Genomic DNA, 19,425 nt, shown 5'->3' with positions numbered 1-19,425 from the left:
TCCGTTTTTTTTCGCTTTTCTACGCTCATTTCTCTTCACTATCTTCAGGGCATGAACGCCGAATTAAACGCTACGTCGATTTATTTCCTTTCCCCCCTCATCATGCGGTGAATAATGCCTTTCACGGTAGCGATGACGAATTAATGTCACTCATTAAGGAAAATAAAATCGCTATATTGACTCGCCAAGAGAAGAACTATAATCATCCATAAAATCAACCACTAGCAGCAAAACCATTCGAGACATTACGTAACTGAAATATCAAAATAATGGCGTCAACGCCTTTCGAATCGATGAATGGGCGTAAGAATGGAAAGGCGCTGCTTAAGTTCTTATAAAAAACGGAGGGGATTAAAATTAGACTAAATCGCGATGTCGGATAACCTGCGGGTGAAACAGGTTATCCGGTAAATAAGAACTCGTTTTACTTCCAGCGGTGGAAAATCAGCGAGGTATTGATGCCGCCGAACGCAAAATTATTCGACTGCACATAATCCGCCTCAATACGCCGAGGTTCACTCATGATGTAGTCCAACTCGCCACACTCTTCGGCTGGTTGCCGTAAATTCAGCGTCGGCGCAAACCACCCTTCGCGCATCATTTCAATCGACATCCAGGCTTCCAGCGAACCGCAGGCTCCCAGCGTATGTCCGAAGTAGCTTTTCAATGAGGAGATCGGCGTAGTTCGACCAAATACCGCCGCCGTCGCCAGGCTTTCCGCGATATCGCCGCGATCCGTCGCCGTGCCATGCGCATTGATATAGCCGATATCTTCCGGCGACAAACCGGCGACGCGCAGGGCGCCCTCAATGCACAGTTGCATGGTTTCGCGCTGAGGTTGGGTGATATGCGCCGCATCGCAGTTAGTGCAGAAGCCCACCAGTTCCGCATAGATGGTCGCACCGCGCGCCACGGCATGGTCCAGTTCTTCCAGAATTAACGTCCCAGCCCCTTCGCCGATCACCAGACCATCGCGTCCGGCATCGAACGGCGCCGGGGTCGTTTCCGGGGCGTCGTTGCGCTGGCTGGTGGCAAACAGCGTATCGAAAACGGCCGCTTCCGACGGACACAGTTCTTCAGCGCCGCCCGCCACCATGACGGTCTGATAGCCATGCCGGATGGCTTCCCATGCATAACCGATGGCCTGACTGCCGGACGTACAGGCGCTGGATGTCGGGATCACCCGTCCCCGCAGGCCGAAGAACAAGCCGGCGTTGACCGCCGTAGTATGAGGCATCATCTGGACATACGTCGTTCCAGTGATGTTGTTGGTGTGTTTCTCCGTCAGCATGGTGGCGAATTCGCTGACCGGCCCGGTGCTGCCAGTGGAAGAGCCGTAGGCAATGCCGGTCTCGCCGTTGGTCAGGACAGGATTCCCCAGCAGACCCGCCTGTTCCAACGCCAGCTCCGTCGCCCGCGTCGCCAATAACGACACCCGGCCCATTGAGCGGATGCGCTTGCGCGTATAGTGCTCAGGCAGCTGGAACGACTTTATGGGCGCGCCCAGCAGCGTGTTCAGGCCGTCATAGACCTGCCATTCCGGCATTTTACTTACCGCGTTGCGACCGGACAACAAACCGCGGGAGACGCTTGCCCAGGATTCGCCAAACGCGGTTACCCCGCCCATTCCCGTCACCACCACACGACGCATTACAGCATGCCTCCATTAATCGAAATCACCTGTCGGGTCACATAAGCTGCGATATCCGACATCAGGTAGCTCGCCAATCCGGCGACCTCTTCTGCTTGCCCCATGCGCTTCATGGGGATCATTTTCATCGCCTCGTCCACCGCAACGGGCTCCATTTGAATCATGCCGGTATCAATCAACCCCGGCGCGATGCAGTTCACCGTGATCTTGCGTTTAGCCAGTTCGATGGCCAGCGCTTTCGTCGCGCCGATAATGCCGGCCTTGGCGGCGCTGTAGTTTACCTGACCGCGGTTTCCCATCAGGCCGGAGACGGAAGATAGCGTAATGATGCGGCCCCCCTGACGCAGGCCGATCATTGGCATGACGCAGGGGTGTATCACGTTGTAGAAGCTATCGAGGTTTGTGTGAATGACCCGATCCCACGCGTCTTCATCGAGCGCGGGAAAGGCGCCGTCACAGGTGATGCCCGCATTATTGACGAGGCCATAATAAGCCCCGTGACGCTCGATATCCTGCTCAATCTCCGTGCGGCATTGCTCACGATCGGCGATATCGAATCCGATAATGCGGCCCTGACCGCCCGATTCAACCATCTGGCGCAGCGTCTGCTCGGCGCCTTCCCGATCGCGATGATAATGCACCGCCACCGTAAACCCGTCCGCCGCCAGACTCAAAGCGATGGCCTGGCCAATCCCTTTGCTGGCGCCTGTTACCAAGACTGAACGACTCATTCGTTTTCTTCCTGCTCTAATAATTGTTGCAACTCGGCTTTGTCCGGCTGGTAGGTATTCAGCCTGCCGGAAGCGAACGGCGTTCCCGCGATCGAGATATCCCCTTCGAAGCTGCCTATCTTCTCATCGCGCATCAGTAGCCTGACGCGAATATCCAGCAGCGATCCAGCGGGAAAGTACTCCTGCTGACAACGATAACCGCGTCCGCCCAAAAGCATGCCGGGCTGTGGCTTAACGTCCTGAACCTGTCGCTGATGCCAGCCGGACCAAACGCCGACGGTCTGGGCGATAATCTCAATGCCGAACCAGGCAGGCAGATTCCCCTCAGTATCCAGAAAAGGCGCCAGTAGGCCGTTATCCGAGACGCTCACCCGGCAATGGGCGCTGTCGTCGTGAATGGCGACCACCTCTTCCACCATCACCATCGGCGTCTGGTGAGGCAGGTAACGCTCTGCGCCAGCATATTCAGCCATCATTCCTCCCCAGTATCAGGCAGGCATTGTTGCCGCCAAAGGCGAAAGAGTTGGACAGAATGACGGGACGCGCCAATTCCGCGGGTTCAGTCAGGACACCGCACGGCGGGAGTTCATCGTCCCGCTCGCTCTGCGAAAAATCCTGCGGCGGCAGCGGCAGGCCGCGCATCAACAGCAGCCAGCACAAGGCGGCCTCGCCAATCCCCGCCGCCCCCAACATGTGGCCGGTCAGATGTTTGGTGGAGCTGCTGGGGACCGTGCAGCCAAACACGCGGTGAACCACATGAGATTCAATCTGATCGTTAAGCTTCGTCGCCGTACCGTGCAGATTGATGTAGCCCAAATCTTGCGGATTCAGGCCGGCGTCGTCCAACGCCATGCGGATCGCCCGTTCGGCGCCCTCGCCCTCCGGGTGCGGCGCGGACATATGATAAGCATCCGACGACTCGCCAACGCCGAGCACGGCTATCTCGGCCGGTTCCCGGCCAATCAACATCAGCGCTCCGCCTTCTCCGATGGTAATGCCGTCGCGCTGTTTTCCGAACGGCGTACAGCGTTTCTCGGACAGCGATTCCAAACTGTCGAACCCATTTAGCGGCATCCGGCTCAGCGTGTCTGCCCCGCCGACGATGGCGACATCAGCCAGCCCCGCATCGATCAGCCGTTTTCCGCTGATGAGCGCACGCGAGCTGGAGGAGCAGGCGGTGGATATGGTGTAAGCCGGCCCGTGCAGACCGAGGTAAGAGGCTAGAAAACGCGACGGATCGCCCAGCTCCTGCTGTTCATAGTGATAATCCACCGTCTGGTCGCTAACGTAGCAATCCGCCTCATCCAAGCCAGAGGTGCTGGTTCCCATCACGACGGCCACGCGTTCCGCCCCAAACCGGGCTATCGCCGCGTTAACCTGCGGAAGTATCTGTTGCAACGCAGCCAGCAGCAGCTGGTTATTGCGGGTTTTATGCTTCGCCAGCGCATCGGGGATCGCCGGTAATTCAGCCATCACCTTACCCGTCCAGCAGGCCTTGTCGTGCAATAACCAGCGGTGATCGGGGCTCATACCGGGCGCGACGGAGCGCGACAGATTCCGGGCAATATCGTCATTATCGTTGCCCAAGGCATTCAACATGCCCGCAGCATGGATATATATCATGACTCGCCATCCAACGGTTGAATGCCAATCTTATAGCCGAAGACGAACTGCTGAACGCTGACCGGCTCGCGCAGGTTATTTCTGGTCATATAACGAATTTCCGTAATCAGATTGCCGCGATTATCGCGCAGCTGCCTGACGTCGCCGCTATCGCGTAACGACCATCCCGCCGGAAGCTGCGGCAGCCAGACGGCGATAGGCCAGTGGCTGAGCATGATGTCCGCCAGCACCTGATTGGCGGGCGGCATTTCGGGCAGGACGAGGGCTTGTTCGGTGTGGATGCCCGCCGAATCATACGTGATAAGGAAAAGACGAATCCCCAAAGAGGACAATCCGGCCAGCGAAAGACGCTGTTCATCCGCACTCAGCATCACCAACAACGACTGCTGTTTTCCCTTGTAAGTACTGGTCAGCAGTTGCTGCTGATTGACCGCGGACGTTATCGCCGGCGCGGGCAGAGTGACCCTCACGCCCGGTTTAAGCCAGGCCTGAGGGCGGTTGTCCTGCGATTTACCGGCGCAGGCGGCCAATAACAGGCTAAAAAATACCAGCACCACATTGCGTAATAACATTATTTTTTCTTTCCTTTCGAATCCGGTAAAGCCAGCGGCGCCAGTAAAAAGGCGATAAAAATACCACCGCACAGAACGATGCCAAAGCTGCTAATGGCCTGTGTGCCGCTAAAGACCAGCATGCCGAGCGTCAGCAACGTCGTGCACATCGCCAGCACCACCGCCAACAACGAGGTCATCGGCGTGCCGCGTGGGTTGCTGAAGAACAGCGTGTAGTTGATGCCAATGCCGAGCACGAGCACGAGCGCGAGCAGAGAAAACAGGTTAAGCGCATGGCCGCTCAGCGCCAGCAGGGCGAGGGCGCCGCCCAAAGACAGGACTGACGGCACCACGCTCAGCAAGCCCTTGCGTACGCCGAGACGCACCACATAGCTCAACGTGATCACCGCGACCGCCGCGATCAGCAGCCAGCTCAGCATGACGCGATAGAAGCCGAACAGGTGATCAAAGCTGCTTTTGCGGTCGATCCAGATAACACCCGTCGTTTCCTCGGCCAGACGCGCCAACGCCGCGCCGTCGCGAACGCCATTGACCGGTACCAGAGCACCGCTACGGCCGTCAGGCAATGTCAGCCAGAGCAGCCGCCATCCCTCGCTCAGGGGACTGTTCAACCAGACCTCCGGCGACACCGGCATCGGCTTCACATCCGGCGCAGACACGCTCACGCCCGCCTCTTGCAGTCGCGTCACCACGGTCGGCGCGGCGGCGGCGATGAGTCGTTCATCCTGCTGTTGCTGCGCCCGCGAGACCAGCGGCAGCAACCGGTAGGACATCAGCCAGCGCTGATGTTGAGCCTCTCGGAGCCGGGGAGCCAACTGTTCCAGGCGCTGCAGCGTTTGCTCAGCGTTGTCGCCGTACACGACGAACCAGGTTTGATCCCCGCCCTGTCCGGTTAACGCGGTGACCTGGCGCTCCTGCTGCATCAGCGCGGCGGGCATCGACTGCAACTGCGAGATATCGTCGTCGATCTTGAGCTGCCACATGCCGATAACGGCGAACACCAGCAGGGCGAAGGGGATCCCCCAACGCACCCGCCGATTTCGACGCCATGCCGCCAGCCAGCGTCCCAGCAGCGCCATCGCCGGAATCGGACGCACTGGCAGCCCCCGAACCAAGCGCGGATACCAGCAAACGACCGTCAGGCAGGAGGCGGCCAGCCCCGTCGCGGCGAAGATCGCCAGTTGCTGCAATCCGGGGAACGGCGCCAGCACCATGATCAGATAGGCCACCACGGCTGTCCCTAACGCCAACAGCAGGGACGGCAGAACCTTACGTAAACTCTCCAGCGGCGATACCGCGCCGCCATGCACCATGCGCTCGGTCAGGTAGTACAGCGTGTAGTCGGCCGAAATGCCGACAATACTGACGCTCATCACCAGCGTCATCAGGTGCAGTTCGCCGAACAGCAGCAGCGTAAAGACCGTTCCGGCCAGCGCGCCAATCGCCACGGAGAGCGCGCACAGCAACAGCGGCCGGGGCGAGCGGAAGACGGAAAACACCAACAGCAGCACGCCCACAATGGTCGCCGAGCCCAGCGTAGAGACATCCTGCTTCGCCTGCTGGCTGGCATGGTGGCTGAAAAGCACGGTGCCGCGCGTCAGCACCTGCGCGTCGGGATATCGGGTTTTCAGCCCCTCCTGTAAACGCGTCAACTTCTCGACCAGCCGCTGCCCCTGCGCCATATCGAACGAGTCGCCGTTCAGCTCGCCATGTAAAAAGTACCAGCGCTGACCGTTCTTATCCTGCGCGCTCAGCCATCCTTGCGATAGCCCAAGCTGGCTGGCCTGCTGCTGCAACGCTAATTGCGAACCTCGAACCAGCATCAGCGGATCGTGCGCCAGCTCCTGACCGCTGACCCCGGAGAAGGCGGAATAGAGCTGCGCCAGCACCCAGTCAGCCTGCGCGCCGCCGCTCTGCTGTAGGCGCTGGCGCGTGGCGTTGTCGATCAAGCCGTTACGATGTTCGTAAGCAAACTTGCCCCACGCCTTCTGCTGCTCGGCGTCGATAGGGCCTTTGACCTGCTTGAGCTCCGGCCACGTCCGCAGTTGCTGGAGCCACCACGCGGCGGGAGCCGGATCGTCCTGTTGCCCCGCCGCGACGAGCCAGACCATCTGCTGATCGAGCCGCTGCATAAACCCCGCCTGCAGTTCCGGCGGGATGTCGCCCATCGACTTATCGGGCAATAACGCCAGCACGCTGCTGTTGATGCGGGCCTGCGGCCACAGCAGCGTCAGCGCCACCAATAACGCCACGCAGCATCCGCCCCAGACGAACGCCGCCCGGCGATGCCATTTAGAAAACGAATCGTTTTTGCTCATCATCGCTCAATGTCCGGGGCGTCAGACGCTGGTTGCTAAGGGTTATCCGGGTGAGATCGCCCTGACGGTCGTTGAGCTCTATCTGGTCCAGATATTCACGGCCATTGAGGGTGATGGCGTTGAATAATTTATCCAGCGGCGAGGTTTTCGGCGTTAATACCAGCCGCCACCGCCGATCGCCCAGGTCGGCGAAATCAAGCGTGAAGTTTTGCTCCAGCACCTGACGGTCGGCCTGAAACAGCGCGCGCAGCAGGTGGTTGAACTGAAACATCTGCGGATTGCTCTCCGCGGTCACAATCTGCGGCGCCTGCCCGTTCATGACCTGCACCATTCGTTGCTCGTCCAGCACCAGCGTCAGCGGGAAAGGCTTGGCCTGATGCCACCACAGCCCTTTTTGCTGTGCGATCAGCATTTCTCCGCTGGATTTAAGCGGTTGCGCCATCCCCTTGATTTCACGCGTCTGGGTAAACGCCGCCCGCACGACCGGCTGACTGCTGAAACGCTGCTGTAGCGCTTCCAGCGTAATGGCCTGCGCCGTCAGGCTGAACATCATCATCACGGCAAAACCGACTATTTTCACAGTGTTACTCCCAGTCGTTCCAGCAGGATATCGGGCGAGACAAAGCTCAGCGTTTGGCTTCCTTCCTCCACCGCCACCTGAATGGTGTAGCCGGTAGTGGTGCGTTGTCCGCTCTCTACATCGAAAATTTGGTAGGCGATCCGCAGCCGGTTCTCCACTTCCTCCACCGTCGCGCGAACGCGAATACGCTGTTCGTAGGTCAGCGGCGAGCGGTATTTAACGCGGGTATCCACGACCGGCCAGACATAGCCGGATGCCTTCATTTCCCGGTAGCCATAGTTGAACTTGCTCAACAGCGCTTCACGCGCCACCTCGAAAAAGCGGAAGTAGTGGCCATGCCACACCACGCCCATAGGGTCGCAATCGTGGAATGAAACCGTTATCTCCACATCGTGACTCAGGCGGGGATCGTTCAGTGCACTCATTGTTTTTTCCTATCTGCCGACGTCTCGTCCGGCAAACTCCAAAAATCAAAAAAATTAAACCAGTCGAGAGGGGCTTTCAGCGCATAGTGCGCCAGCCTCCCGGCATAGCGGTCGATAACCTGTTGCAACGCTTCCTGGCGCGACCTTCTGGGCAGCACAATCGGATCGGCGAATGGCTCGCAGTAAACCCGAAGCTGGTTCTGCTCACGAAGGACAAACATACATAACACCGGGCAGCGCAGCGCGGCCGCGAGAATAAACGGCCCCTGCGGGAAAGGGGCGGGACGTCCCATAAAATCACTCCAGACGACGCGCTGCTGAACGCCGCGATGACGATGGACGGCAAGGCGGTCGCCGACTATCGCGACCCACTCGCCCGCATCCAGTTTTTGCTGCAACAGCATCGCGGTTTCGGGTCCGATGTCGCGAATGGGGATCAGATTCACACCCGCCTGCGGCGCCATGCTCTCCTGAATCTGCCGGAAACGTTGGGCATTATCGGTAAACACCAGGGCGTTTATCACCAATCCACTGACCTGTTGGGCCATACCACGACACACTTCGATGTCGCCGAGATGGGAGGCCAGGATCAATTGCCCCCGCTCCCGTCCTTGATGGATGACGTCCAGCGCGCCCGGCGCAAAGTCGATCTCCTTACCCCAGTGCAGCTCCCCGCGCCAGCTGGCGATTTTATCCAGCATCGCGTAGCCAAAACGCAGAAAATGGCGATAGCTGTTCAAGGGACGCGGCAGCGCAATGCCCTGCCCATCCGCATAGTCATGAACCTGGGCCAACCACTGGGTAGACGCCTGCCGCTGCGCCTTTCCAGTCAACCAGTAAAAAGCGATGACGGGCCACAGCAGCAGGGAAAAACCTCGCCGTCCCAGCCATTGATAGACGGTCAACATGATGCGCATGCCCAGCAGACCTTTACGTTCGGCAATCCGCGCCCAGTGAGTGCGGCGACGGCGGAACAAGAGAGAGGGTATGCGCGGCAACATGCCGAAAAACAGACGGGTGTGCATCCAGGAGATACGAAGATTGTCTCGCAGCGCGTCAAAATGCGAGAGACCGTTGTCTGGATAGGTGACGCGCGTCTCAATGAAACGGCTGGCGGTGCCTTGCCAGTAAAGCCGGACCATGATTTCCGTGTCGAAATCCATCCGTCGGCCTATCGTCTTTTGAGACGTCAGCTCCAGCGTAGCTGCCAACGGGTAAACCCGAAATCCACACATGCTGTCTTTGATCGAGAGGGAAAGCGTCTCGACCCAGACCCAGAAATGGGTGACGTAGCGGCCGTAGAGGCGAGATTTAGGCACGGAGGCATCATAACGCGGACGGCCCGAAATCAGGCTATCGGGGTGTTCGCGGGCGTCGTCCAGCAGACGAGGAATATCCTCTATCTGATGCTGTCCGTCCGCATCCACCTGCAACGCGTGCGTATAGCCTGCGGCGGCGGCGGTTTCGAACCCCACGATCACCGCCGCGCCTTTACCCTGATTCTTCGCAAGGCGCACCAGCGCCACGCGATCGTTTTCGCGGGCCAGTTGCGCCAACTGCTGCTGCGTGGCCGTCTCGCTGCCGTCATCCACGATAAAAACGGGCAGATCGAAAGACGCCAGTCGCGCCAGGACGCCGGGCACCATGCCCCCGTGGTTATAGCAGGGGATCACTACGCAGGGTAAGAAATCGCGGTTCATTGACATAGGGTGATTTTCCCGTTGCTCGCCGGCAGTTCGTCACCTCGCGCCCGCACAATGTGATAGCTGAACGCCAGCTGTCGCTTGTCTTCCCTCCAGTTCAAGGTAAGACGCAACGAGTTGCCCGGGAGTACGGGGCGTTGAAATTTAAGGCTTTCCACCGCGCTGAAACGCCACTGCGGCGCCAGGATCTCCACGCCATAACGCATCGCCCAGTCGAGCTGAGCGATGCCGGGGAGCAGCGGTTGTTCGGGGAAATGGCCGCGGAACCAAAACAGACGCTCGTCGGCGCGCAGCATCAGCTCCGCCTGGCCCTCATGGGTTGTCCGGGAGATCTCAACGGGCAGCATGGAAAAGCTCCTGTATTTGTGGCCAGGCGCGCTTGCTCTGCGTGTTGACGGGAATGGCCTCGACGATGCGCCATAACCGCGGCATCGCGACCGGTTCCAGCCACTGGTGCAGCTCATGACGCCATTTTCGTTTCAAATTCGGCAGGTCGGCGGCCAGATGAGAGGCTTTGAGGACCAGCACCACGCCGATACATGCACGGTCGCCCCGCTTGACCTGCACCGCTACCGCGTCTTCGATTTCAGGCAGTGACAGCAGTCGGCGTTCGATTTCACTGAGAGAAATACGCTTATCTTCGACTTTCAAAATACGATCGTGACGACCGCACAGTTCGAATCGCCCGTCGCCGGTGAACGCCAGCTTGTCATCCAGTCGAATCCCTTCCGGCTGTGGAATCAGGGCCGAACGTACCCACCAGTCGCCCGAATCATCCGCCTGATGCGTCACGCCGTCGAACGGTGTCCAGACGGTCTTTTCTCCGTCACGCGAACACCATGCCATAACGCCGGTTTCAGTACTGCCGTAGATCTCGTCGATCGGATGGCCTAACCCCTGAGCTGCTTTCTGCGCGGCCCCCCAGGGCAGCGCGCCTCCTGCGGAAACAATCAGCTGACAGCGCGGCACCGCCAATGCGTAATCCAGACGCCGCAAGAAGGCCGGACTGCTGATAAAAGCGTAGCGCTGTTCGCAGGGGAATGCCGCCAGCTGTTCGGTGTACATGATTTGTCGACTCTCGAAACTCAGGCCCAATGCCATGGGCAACCAGATGCAGAATGTCAGGCCGTACATGTGCTGATGCGTAACGGAGGCCACGACGTGGCAATCTTGCAAACGCTCGCCCCACAGCGCCCCCAGCCAACGCGACTCCTCATCGAGGCAGCTGACCGGCTTAACCACCTGCCGGGGTTTGCCGGTAGATCCCGAGGTGAACAGGACCACGCAGGCGTTATCCGGCATCGTCGGCAGATCGCCGGCGGGCGATGCCGGATGCGTTTCGGCGTTGAGGGTCACAACGGGACAATCCAAAGGCAGCGCGATATCCGTGAGTACGCCATCGAAATCGCTCATCTGCTCTTGCAGCACCGACGAACGGCAGTGGCCGGGAATAATGGGTGTCTTACCCGCATGCAGCGACGCCAGCAACCCCACGGTAAACAGATAGCTGTCTTCAAAACACAGCGCCCACCGCTGGGCGTTGTGAGCCAACAGCTGCTCGCACAATAAAGTCACCTGCTGACGCAGCATGGCAAGCGTAAACACCTGCGAACCTTGGCTGGCCACTCGGCGTTGCGCACCATTCTTCAGCGATAACCAGTCGCTGACCGGAGAGACTTTTATCGTCTTCATCATCTCTTTCTCAGGCGTTGGCGTATCAACCATTCTCCACCCATCACTATCCCTATCAACACGTAACTCATCAGCCCATTCCACAGAGCCCACCAGCGGAGATTGCCCGCCAGACAGGTCCATGCCGCTACGCTGCCGTTAAACACGAAAAACAAACACCACATCTGCGTTACTTTGCGCGTATAGCGAATGGCCTGAGGGGGCAGGTCAGGTTCTTTCAAGCGAGCCAGCCGTTCAACGAGCGGCATGCGGCTGTACAGCGATCCGCCAAATAACCCCAGCATCACTAGATTCACCACCACCGGATACCCCATTAGCCACTGGGTATCCTGCAACCACAGGCTCGTCAGGCAAAGGAGCGCCCCGATGCCCGCCAACAGGCCCCCGGTTTCTCTGAACAGCCGCTTATCTCTGGATAACGCGTAAAAACGCAGTAGAAAAACCAGGACCAGCAGAGGCAGGATCCAGCGTTGATGGGGGTGCGTGACACTAAACCACACCAGAAAAGGCCAGCTCAGCGTAAGCAGTGCGCTCAGCCCGGCCGTCAACCGGGAGAGGATTTTCCCTGACGGTGAACCACTATTGCCCTTCATTGAGTAGATGTTCAACCGCAGTAACGACGTCCTGTACGGTTCGTACAGACTTAAAGGTTTCTGGAGATATTTTCCGTCCAATACGTTTTTGCAGGTGAACCACCATATCCACAGCATCGATGCTGTCGAGTTCCAGATCCTCATACAAGCGGGATTCAGGGGTGATATCATCCGCATCAAGCTCGAAAAGCTTAACCAGCAACCCGGTGACTTCCTGATAAATATCGCTCTTATCCATAATTAACCCATTGTTTTATTATCAGAATTAATGGAACTCTGTGCGTTGATGAACGCAGCCAGAGTGGCGACAGAGAAGAAATGCTGACGCATCTCTTCACTTTCTGCGGAAAGCGCGACGCCATAACGGTTTTTAACCGCCAACCCTAGTTCAAGTGCATCAATAGAATCCAAACCGAGCCCATCGCCAAATAAAGGCGCATCGTTCTCAATCTCATCGACGCTCACCTCTTCGAGATTCAGTGCATCAATAATCATCTGTTTGATTTCAATAAAAAGACTATCCATAACTCATACCTGTTTTTTTTGAATAATAATGAAATTAAAGCGTTAACGAATCCCGTAAAAAACGAGTCAGGCGTCGCGCGGCCAAAGAGGGTTCGTCGCCCTGTCCGACAAAATCCTGGCTGCGAATACGCTCCTGAACCGTGACGGTCAAAAACGGTTTTACGCGGGGAATGTGGTACCAGCGGTCGTGTTTACCCAACGTCTGCTGGGTACTACGAATATGGACGACGCGGAGATCGCAGCCGCAGCGAACGGCGATGTTCGCCGCGCCGCGTTGCAACACCAGCGGCCGACCGGGGTCGGTTCGAGTCCCTTCGGGGAAAATCATGATGGCCTCGCCGCGCTTCAAACGCCGTTCGCACTCCGGCAATAATGTGTATGACTGACTGTTGATCAGGTAGTCTGCCGAACGGATCACCCCGCGAAAGAACACATTTTTCTGCAACTCCGCCTTCACGAGACAATCCACCTCAGGCATGACCGATGCCAACATGACGTAGTCAATCAGCGTTGGGTGATTGGCGACAACGAGACAACCGCGGTCTCTCCTGAGCGTTTCCACCCCTTCTATTTTGTAGTCCAGCACGCCCAATGAACGAACGCACCAGAGGAAAAACCGAAAGCTCGCGGAGATGCTGCGGCGCGCCAGCTGCCGGCGGCGTAATGCGCCGCAGGGCATCAGCAGCAGTAAGTTGAACCACACCAACGAAAGCAGTAGTCCGCCCAGGCTGAACATGGCGAAACAGAACCCGGTCATCGCCAGCCGCCAGGCTCGGTTTAGCCAGGAAGAGGGAGCCATTGGCGCAATAGCATCATCACTCATAGCGCGCCTTCCACTGCCAGCTCACGTTGGCGCCCTCAATGTTGAATGCCCTTTTTTGCGCTAATACTGCCTGCAAAAATTGCAGACTCTGGGGCGTTCCAGGCTCTTCCGCCTCACTTAAAGGAGAGGATGCACACGTCAGGTCATCGCCGGGAGCCAAGAGCAGCGCAACCGCATAAGGGTAACGCGGCACCTGTTCCGGCAGTTTATCGTCGAAAAAGGCAGGTACCGCGCCATCGAAATCCACCAGCACGACATGACGATATCCCGCCTTATGCAGCGCGGCGACTTCCAGTAGCCCCTGCTGAAAGGAGTCCAGCCCTGCCGCAATCGACGTCGATACTAATGATGATCGGGCGGCGATGGTCAGACTTCCCACAGCGGAGTTATGCACAGACATCGTGAAGTCGGTAGGAGACAGGCTTTCCTGCTGCGACAGCGCCAACAGGATGCGCAGGTTACGCTCCAGTTCGCCGTGACGGCTGGTAAATACGACGGCGTCGCCGCCATGCTGTTGTAACAAAGACAATCCGCAGTCGACCGAGAGCCGGCTACCGCTATTGAGACGTCTCGCCGTCATCATCGGCAGATGACGGCATTTGCCCACGGGTAGCTCAGGATCGATGGCACAGGACGTTTTCCCCCAACGCTGCCAGTCGGCAAGATCATTTAAGCCCGGCGCTCTCGCTTGCCAGTCAAGGAGTGTAAAAGCAAAATTCATACTTGGTTTTCTTCTATTCGTGTCACGATCACTCGCTTTCCCTGACGTTAATTTATTGATACATCGGCTTTTTTACAGACCAATAGCGTATGTCCCACGCCGATATTGTCGACCTGCTGCTCTACGTCCAGCCCCGCCTGAGCCAACAACGGTATAAAGCGCTTCGCGGCATAGAAACGGCTGTTACCGTTGGCAAGACAGGTAAAGTAAAGCGACGACATATTGAGGCTGAATGCGGCCGCTTCCCATTTCTGTCGATCCCAGAATATTTCCAGAATGCAAATCCTGGCTTCCGGCTGCATACTCCGCGTGATCTTGCGTAAAATCCACACAATCTGCTCTTCGCTGAAGCAATCGAGAAATTGGCTCATCCACCAGATATCGGCCTCTGTCGGCAGAACATCGTCAGAAAGGATGTCGGCGGCCACGCCGCTGATGCGGCCAGACTTGCCGGCTTGCGCCACGGCCGTTTCCGCTAACGCTATCTGTTCAGGTAAATCGACCAAAGTGATGTGGACATCCGGGTTGTAGTCATGGCACAACATCGCCCATTTACCGGTATTGCCACCCACGTCATACAACTGTCGGGGACCATAATGAAACACGTAGGGCAGCGCGGCTTTAAACGCCGCATCCGAGTAAAAGTGATCGAAAGCAAACCAACTTTCCCGCGCCTTAGGCGGTAACACGCTCAAAGCCGGATAGATCGTCGGCCAATCGCCAAAAACGCGTAATCCCGCCGGTTTGTTTTCTGATAAGGCTTTATCGAGATAGAACATGCCCTGATAACAAACGTCTTGGGTGAAATCCATATTCACTCGCGTCATGCGATCGTGAAGGAGGAAATAACCGGTTTTACTCAGAATATAATGTTCATTTTTCAGGTAAATAAGACGGCCGCTTAATCCCGCATCCAACAAATTCGCGACAGCATAGCGTTCTAAATTAACGGCGGAGATAATATCATCCAATAAAGCGCCCGTCTGTCCACGCTCATCTAAGAAAGACAAGATGCCATAATTGCGCAAATTAACGGCTGCCTGAAACAGCATCGGGGCAAATGCGATACGCTGAGCTTCGGTAATCGCGTCTAAAGCGCTGATATTATCTTTATCGTATCCGTGAAACACCGCATTTCCCTGAAAAATGAACAGAAAGCAAAAGGCCGAATGATAAATATTCGGCCCTGATTGTTATTTAATAAGCTGGGCAGACAGGCGCAATTGAATTTCGCGATCCAAATTGTTTATCCAGCGATTGTAATTACGATGGATTTTTCCATTGGCAGCCCTGAGATTCTGGCTACTGACGTAGTTGATGGAATAACTGCTGGTCGAGTAGTTGATGCGGATATCCGCGATATGGCCGCGCTGGTTGATATGACCGTTGATCACGCCAGGAGCGACAGGCGTCATGACCCACTCACGCTGCTGCCCTGCCTGAATAATGGCTGTTTTTACCTGTTCAATGCTGTAATGGGCTGCGATGGGTTGATTCACATTCATAATATAGGCGCTTCGGGAAGAACACCCCACCAACGTGAAAAAACACACCAGACACGCGGCCAAAATACGAAACTTTTTCATAGAATCCCTGTAAGAATGTCACCATTAGGTCTGCCTGGGTTAAGACGGCAGTCATGGATGCGAAGCCTGAAACGACCATGCATCATTGCGCACATTTTACCCAAGATTAAAATATTTTTACAAAAGTTATCCTAAAACAGACAACCAATTGCGCTTAAAACAACCAACTCAACGGGAAGCCCCCAATAAAATCGAGTCGGTCAGGCATAAAACGGCGGCGGCAGGGAAAAATTTATAAAGAAGTTAAAGAAAAGGGGAAAATAACGCCAGCCAGAGAATATGAACATGATTTCTCTGGCTGGCGAGGCAGATTTAATTACTCCACGGTGACCGACTTCGCCAGATTACGTGGCTGGTCAACATCGGTGCCTTTTATTAAGGCAACATGGTAAGCCAGCAGTTGAAGCGGCACGGTGTAGAAGATGGGGGCAATAACCTCTTCTACATGTGGCAGAGAAATGATTTTCATCATATCGTTGTCCGAGGTGAATCCCGCTTCTTCATCCGCAAAGACATATAGCTCACCGCCTCGGGCGCGTACTTCCTCAATGTTAGATTTGAGTTTTTCCAGCAAATCATTGTTAGGCGCAACCACTACAACGGGCATATCCGTATCAATCAACGCCAGCGGACCATGTTTTAATTCGCCGGCTGCGTACGCTTCCGCGTGAATGTAGGAGATTTCTTTCAGCTTGAGCGCCCCTTCCATCGCTATCGGATACTGGTCGCCACGACCCAGGAATAGCGCGTGGTGCTTGTCTGAGAAGCCTTCCGCCAGCGATTCAATCAGCTTGTCCTGAGACAGGATCTGCTCTAGACGCGCGGGCAAGGCCTGCAGGGCGTGCACGATATCGTGCTCAACCTGAGGTTCCATACCGCGCAGGCGCCCAATTCGCGCCACCAGCATCAGCAATACCGTCAGCTGAGTAGTGAAAGCCTTGGTCGACGCCACGCCGATTTCCGTGCCGGCTTTGGTCATGAGCGCCAAATCGGACTCGCGCACCAGCGATGAACTGGCCACGTTGCAGATCGCCAGCGAACCTAGATAGCCGAGCGACTTGGACAAACGCAGCGCGGCCAGCGTATCGGCGGTTTCCCCGGACTGGGACAGCGTAATCATCATGCTGTTACGCCGCACAGCCGGCTTGCGGTAACGAAATTCAGAAGCGATTTCGACGTCGCATGGAATACCCGCCAGCGACTCAAACCAGTAGCGGGACACCATTCCAGAGTTGTAGGAGGTTCCACAGGCGATAATCTGCAAATGCTCGACTTTCGACAGCAGTTCGTCTGCATGCGCGCCCAGCTCGGACAAATCAATCTCGCCATGGCTGAAGCGGCCTTCCAGCGTGTTTTTGATCGCCAGAGGCTGTTCGTAAATCTCTTTCTGCATGTAGTGACGGTAGGCGCCTTTGTCTCCGGCATCGTACTGCACGTTGGATTCGATCTCTTCGCGCGTCACTTCCGCACCCTGACGATCGAAAATACGTACCGTACGGCGAGTGACTTCAGCAATATCGCCTTCTTCCAGGAAGATGAAGCGGCGGGTTACCGGCAGCAGCGCCAGCTGATCGGAAGCGATGAAGTTTTCCCCTACGCCGCGACCAATGACCAGGGGACTGCCGGAACGCGCGGCCACCAGAACGTTGGGATCGGAGCTGTCCATCAGCACCATGCCATAAGCGCCACGCAGCTGAGGAATGACGCGTTTGACGATATCAATCAGCGATCCGCCGTTTTCTTTCTGTTCCCAACGCACTAAATGCGCGACGACTTCCGTATCTGTTTCGGAAACGAATTCAAAACCCCGCGCGGTCAGCGTTTCACGCAGCGGCTCATAGTTTTCAATGATGCCGTTGTGCACGACAACGATGTTTTCGGACACATGCGGATGCGCATTCGCTTCCGACGGTTCGCCGTGCGTCGCCCAACGCGTATGGGCGATCCCGGTGCCGCCGTGCAGCGGATGTTCGTCCGCCGCCTGGGCCAGCATCTGGACTTTCCCTAAACGACGCAGACGGGTCATATGCCCTTCGTTATCGACAACCGCCAGACCGGCCGAATCATAGCCCCGGTATTCCAGACGGCGTAACCCTTCCAGCAGGATTTCAGCAATATCTCGTTGCGCGACTGCGCCTACAATTCCACACATACAATGGTATTCCTATAGAGGCGACATACTGTGTCGCCGATGAAGTCTTTGACCTGATTAATCCGGTGTATTCCGGGCTCCCCGAGCCTTGTAGAGTGGGGAATTATTATGTTTTGGCCTGCCAGTTCGCGCATCAATAAGAAAATGCAGGACAAAACCGTCTTTCATCAAGACAATGCTCATCCCGCCCTGCTGGGACGGGATGAGCTGTTTGACGAGGGCGCGTATATCCACCGCCGCCATCACAACGTTTTACTTCTTTTTCACCGGCCTATGCCAACCCGCGATGCTTGTCTGTTTGACGCGGCTAAGTACCAGCTCATTTTCGCCCACATCGCGAGTCACCGTGGTGCCAGCGCCAAGAGTCGCTCCATTGGCAATGCGAACCGGCGCCACCAGCTGGGTATCCGAACCGACAAAGACATCATCGCCGATGAGGGTTTGATGCTTGTTGGCCCCGTCATAATTACAGGTGATAGTACCCGCGCCAATATTCACGTTCGCGCCGATATCCGCATCGCCCAAATAGGTCAGGTGGCCGGCTTTAGAGCCTTTCCCCAAACGCGCTTTTTTCATTTCAACGAAATTGCCGACGTGAGCGCCTTCCGCCAGCTCGGCGCCAGGCCTCAGACGCGCAAAAGGCCCGATAGTGCACTTCGCTTCCAGCACGGCGTCTTCCAACACCGAGTATGGACTGACTTCACAATCATCACCAATGACGCTGTTTTTGATCACGCAGCCCGCACCAATCGTCACGCGATCCCCCAAAGTGACGTGGCCTTCCAGTATGACATTGCTGTCAATGGTGACGTCACGGCCAAACTTCACGTCGCCGCGCAGATCGAACCGCGCCGGATCCTGCAACATGACCCCTGCCATCAACAGCTTTTCCGCCTGTTCCTGCTGATAGATGCGCTCCAGACGCGCCAGTTGGAGGCGATTGTTGACGCCTTCCACCTCGCTGGGGCGTTCTGGGTGTACTGCGGCGACGTGACGGCCTTCTTGAGCAGCCATCGCGATGATATCGGTGATATAAAATTCGCCTTGCGCATTGTCGTTGCTCAGTTGGCTCAGCCAACGCTTCAGATCGCGGCCGCCCGCCACCAGAATTCCGGTATTGATTTCGCAGATTTCACGCTGCGCTTCGCTGGCGTCTTTATGTTCCACGATACCGACCACCGCCTGGTCCTGCCGTACAATGCGGCCGTATCCGGTAGGATCGTCGACTTGTACGGTCAGCAGGCCGATGCCGCCCTCGGGTTTCGCCTGCACGAGATGCTTTAACGTCGCTTCGGCGATCAACGGCACATCGCCGTACAACATCAAGACATCTTCGTCATCGGTAAATGCTGGCGCCGCCTGCTGCATCGCATGCCCCGTCCCCAGCTGTTCGGCCTGCAACACCCAGTTCAGCGCTTCGCCGGACAACATCTTTTTCAGGCGATCGCCGCCGTGACCATAAACCAAATGAATACGCTCGGCGCCCACCTTCATGGCGGTATCAATCACGTGTTGAACCATCGGCTTGCCAGCCAGCGGGTGGAGAACTTTGGGAAGATCGGAATACATGCGCGTTCCCTTGCCGGCGGCAAGAATGACGACGCTGATAGCACTGTTCGACATAGGCATCCTGACTGAAACTGATTGGTGCCCACCAAGTGGGACGAATGAAAGTTAACCCTATTATTACACCGGATTACTACATATTTTTCAGCGAAAAATCCCGCTTG

20 protein-coding genes are annotated in these 19,425 nt (G+C 56.7%); all 20 read right to left on the bottom strand.

Annotated elements, in window-relative coordinates; translation table 11 throughout:
- Positions 1-424: 424 nt before the first annotated feature.
- On the bottom strand, positions 425-1,651 hold the full coding sequence (locus BLU64_RS09680; protein ID WP_026743784.1) for a beta-ketoacyl-ACP synthase: 1,227 nt from the start codon (positions 1,649-1,651) through the stop codon (positions 425-427).
- Positions 1,651-2,382, bottom strand: coding sequence for a 3-ketoacyl-ACP reductase FabG2 (locus BLU64_RS09675; protein ID WP_026743783.1), 732 nt, complete (start codon positions 2,380-2,382; stop codon positions 1,651-1,653). The genes BLU64_RS09680 and BLU64_RS09675 overlap by 1 nt, the downstream gene beginning before the upstream one ends.
- Complete coding sequence (locus BLU64_RS09670) at positions 2,379-2,855, bottom strand: hotdog family protein (protein ID WP_026743782.1); 477 nt, start codon at positions 2,853-2,855, stop codon at positions 2,379-2,381. The genes BLU64_RS09675 and BLU64_RS09670 overlap by 4 nt, the downstream gene beginning before the upstream one ends.
- Positions 2,848-4,005, bottom strand: coding sequence for a beta-ketoacyl-[acyl-carrier-protein] synthase family protein (locus BLU64_RS09665; protein ID WP_074728516.1), 1,158 nt, complete (start codon positions 4,003-4,005; stop codon positions 2,848-2,850). Before BLU64_RS09665 ends, BLU64_RS09670 begins: the two co-directional genes overlap by 8 nt.
- The gene (locus BLU64_RS09660) at positions 4,002-4,577 is read right to left on the bottom strand and encodes a DUF3261 domain-containing protein (RefSeq protein ID WP_175527809.1); all 576 of its coding nucleotides are present in this window, start codon (positions 4,575-4,577) and stop codon (positions 4,002-4,004) included. Before BLU64_RS09660 ends, BLU64_RS09665 begins: the two co-directional genes overlap by 4 nt.
- Complete coding sequence (locus BLU64_RS09655) at positions 4,577-6,898, bottom strand: MMPL family transporter (protein ID WP_074728514.1); 2,322 nt, start codon at positions 6,896-6,898, stop codon at positions 4,577-4,579. Before BLU64_RS09655 ends, BLU64_RS09660 begins: the two co-directional genes overlap by 1 nt.
- Positions 6,870-7,451 carry a LolA family protein gene (locus tag BLU64_RS09650; RefSeq protein ID WP_036153498.1) on the bottom strand — a complete coding sequence of 194 codons (582 nt, stop codon included), beginning with the start codon at positions 7,449-7,451 and terminating at the stop codon, positions 6,870-6,872. Before BLU64_RS09650 ends, BLU64_RS09655 begins: the two co-directional genes overlap by 29 nt.
- A gap of 20 nt (positions 7,452-7,471) precedes the next feature.
- Positions 7,472-7,900, bottom strand: coding sequence for an acyl-CoA thioesterase (locus BLU64_RS09645; protein ID WP_026738590.1), 429 nt, complete (start codon positions 7,898-7,900; stop codon positions 7,472-7,474).
- On the bottom strand, positions 7,897-9,606 hold the full coding sequence (locus BLU64_RS09640) for a glycosyltransferase family 2 protein (protein ID WP_026743776.1): 1,710 nt from the start codon (positions 9,604-9,606) through the stop codon (positions 7,897-7,899). Before BLU64_RS09640 ends, BLU64_RS09645 begins: the two co-directional genes overlap by 4 nt.
- Positions 9,597-9,950: an ApeI family dehydratase gene (locus BLU64_RS09635; protein ID WP_026743775.1), complete on the bottom strand. Its 354-nt coding sequence runs from the start codon at positions 9,948-9,950 to the stop codon at positions 9,597-9,599. The genes BLU64_RS09640 and BLU64_RS09635 overlap by 10 nt, the downstream gene beginning before the upstream one ends.
- Positions 9,937-11,295 carry an AMP-binding protein gene (locus BLU64_RS09630; protein ID WP_074728669.1) on the bottom strand — a complete coding sequence of 453 codons (1,359 nt, stop codon included), beginning with the start codon at positions 11,293-11,295 and terminating at the stop codon, positions 9,937-9,939. Before BLU64_RS09630 ends, BLU64_RS09635 begins: the two co-directional genes overlap by 14 nt.
- Positions 11,295-11,888, bottom strand: a complete 594-nt coding sequence (locus BLU64_RS09625) for a COG4648 family protein (RefSeq protein WP_051625577.1) — start codon at positions 11,886-11,888, stop codon at positions 11,295-11,297. Before BLU64_RS09625 ends, BLU64_RS09630 begins: the two co-directional genes overlap by 1 nt.
- Positions 11,875-12,126: an acyl carrier protein gene (locus BLU64_RS09620; RefSeq protein WP_026743772.1), complete on the bottom strand. Its 252-nt coding sequence runs from the start codon at positions 12,124-12,126 to the stop codon at positions 11,875-11,877. The genes BLU64_RS09625 and BLU64_RS09620 overlap by 14 nt, the downstream gene beginning before the upstream one ends.
- 2 nt (positions 12,127-12,128) lie before the next feature.
- Entirely contained in the window at positions 12,129-12,413 is a 285-nt protein-coding gene (locus BLU64_RS09615) for a phosphopantetheine-binding protein (protein ID WP_026743771.1), read from the bottom strand.
- A 34-nt stretch (positions 12,414-12,447) separates the two neighbouring features.
- Positions 12,448-13,236 carry a lysophospholipid acyltransferase family protein gene (locus BLU64_RS09610; RefSeq protein WP_074728512.1) on the bottom strand — a complete coding sequence of 263 codons (789 nt, stop codon included), beginning with the start codon at positions 13,234-13,236 and terminating at the stop codon, positions 12,448-12,450.
- Positions 13,229-13,957: a beta-ketoacyl synthase chain length factor gene (locus BLU64_RS09605; protein WP_026743769.1), complete on the bottom strand. Its 729-nt coding sequence runs from the start codon at positions 13,955-13,957 to the stop codon at positions 13,229-13,231. The genes BLU64_RS09610 and BLU64_RS09605 overlap by 8 nt, the downstream gene beginning before the upstream one ends.
- A gap of 47 nt (positions 13,958-14,004) precedes the next feature.
- Positions 14,005-15,087, bottom strand: coding sequence for a methyltransferase (locus BLU64_RS09600; protein ID WP_074728511.1), 1,083 nt, complete (start codon positions 15,085-15,087; stop codon positions 14,005-14,007).
- A 63-nt stretch (positions 15,088-15,150) separates the two neighbouring features.
- Entirely contained in the window at positions 15,151-15,543 is a 393-nt protein-coding gene (locus BLU64_RS09595) for a hypothetical protein (RefSeq protein WP_026743767.1), read from the bottom strand.
- A gap of 316 nt (positions 15,544-15,859) precedes the next feature.
- On the bottom strand, positions 15,860-17,695 hold the full coding sequence (gene glmS, locus BLU64_RS09590) for a glutamine--fructose-6-phosphate transaminase (isomerizing) (protein WP_074728509.1): 1,836 nt from the start codon (positions 17,693-17,695) through the stop codon (positions 15,860-15,862).
- Between the two features lie 252 nt (positions 17,696-17,947).
- On the bottom strand, positions 17,948-19,318 hold the full coding sequence (glmU, locus tag BLU64_RS09580) for a bifunctional UDP-N-acetylglucosamine diphosphorylase/glucosamine-1-phosphate N-acetyltransferase GlmU (protein ID WP_074728507.1): 1,371 nt from the start codon (positions 19,316-19,318) through the stop codon (positions 17,948-17,950).
- Positions 19,319-19,425 lie beyond the last annotated feature (107 nt).

Origin of the sequence: Lonsdalea quercina (assembly GCF_900107885.1) — a bacterium.
Taxonomy (GTDB): Bacteria; Pseudomonadota; Gammaproteobacteria; order Enterobacterales; family Enterobacteriaceae; genus Lonsdalea; species Lonsdalea quercina.
Note: the sequence above shows the minus strand (reverse complement) of the source record. Positions and strands in the feature narration are given on the sequence as shown.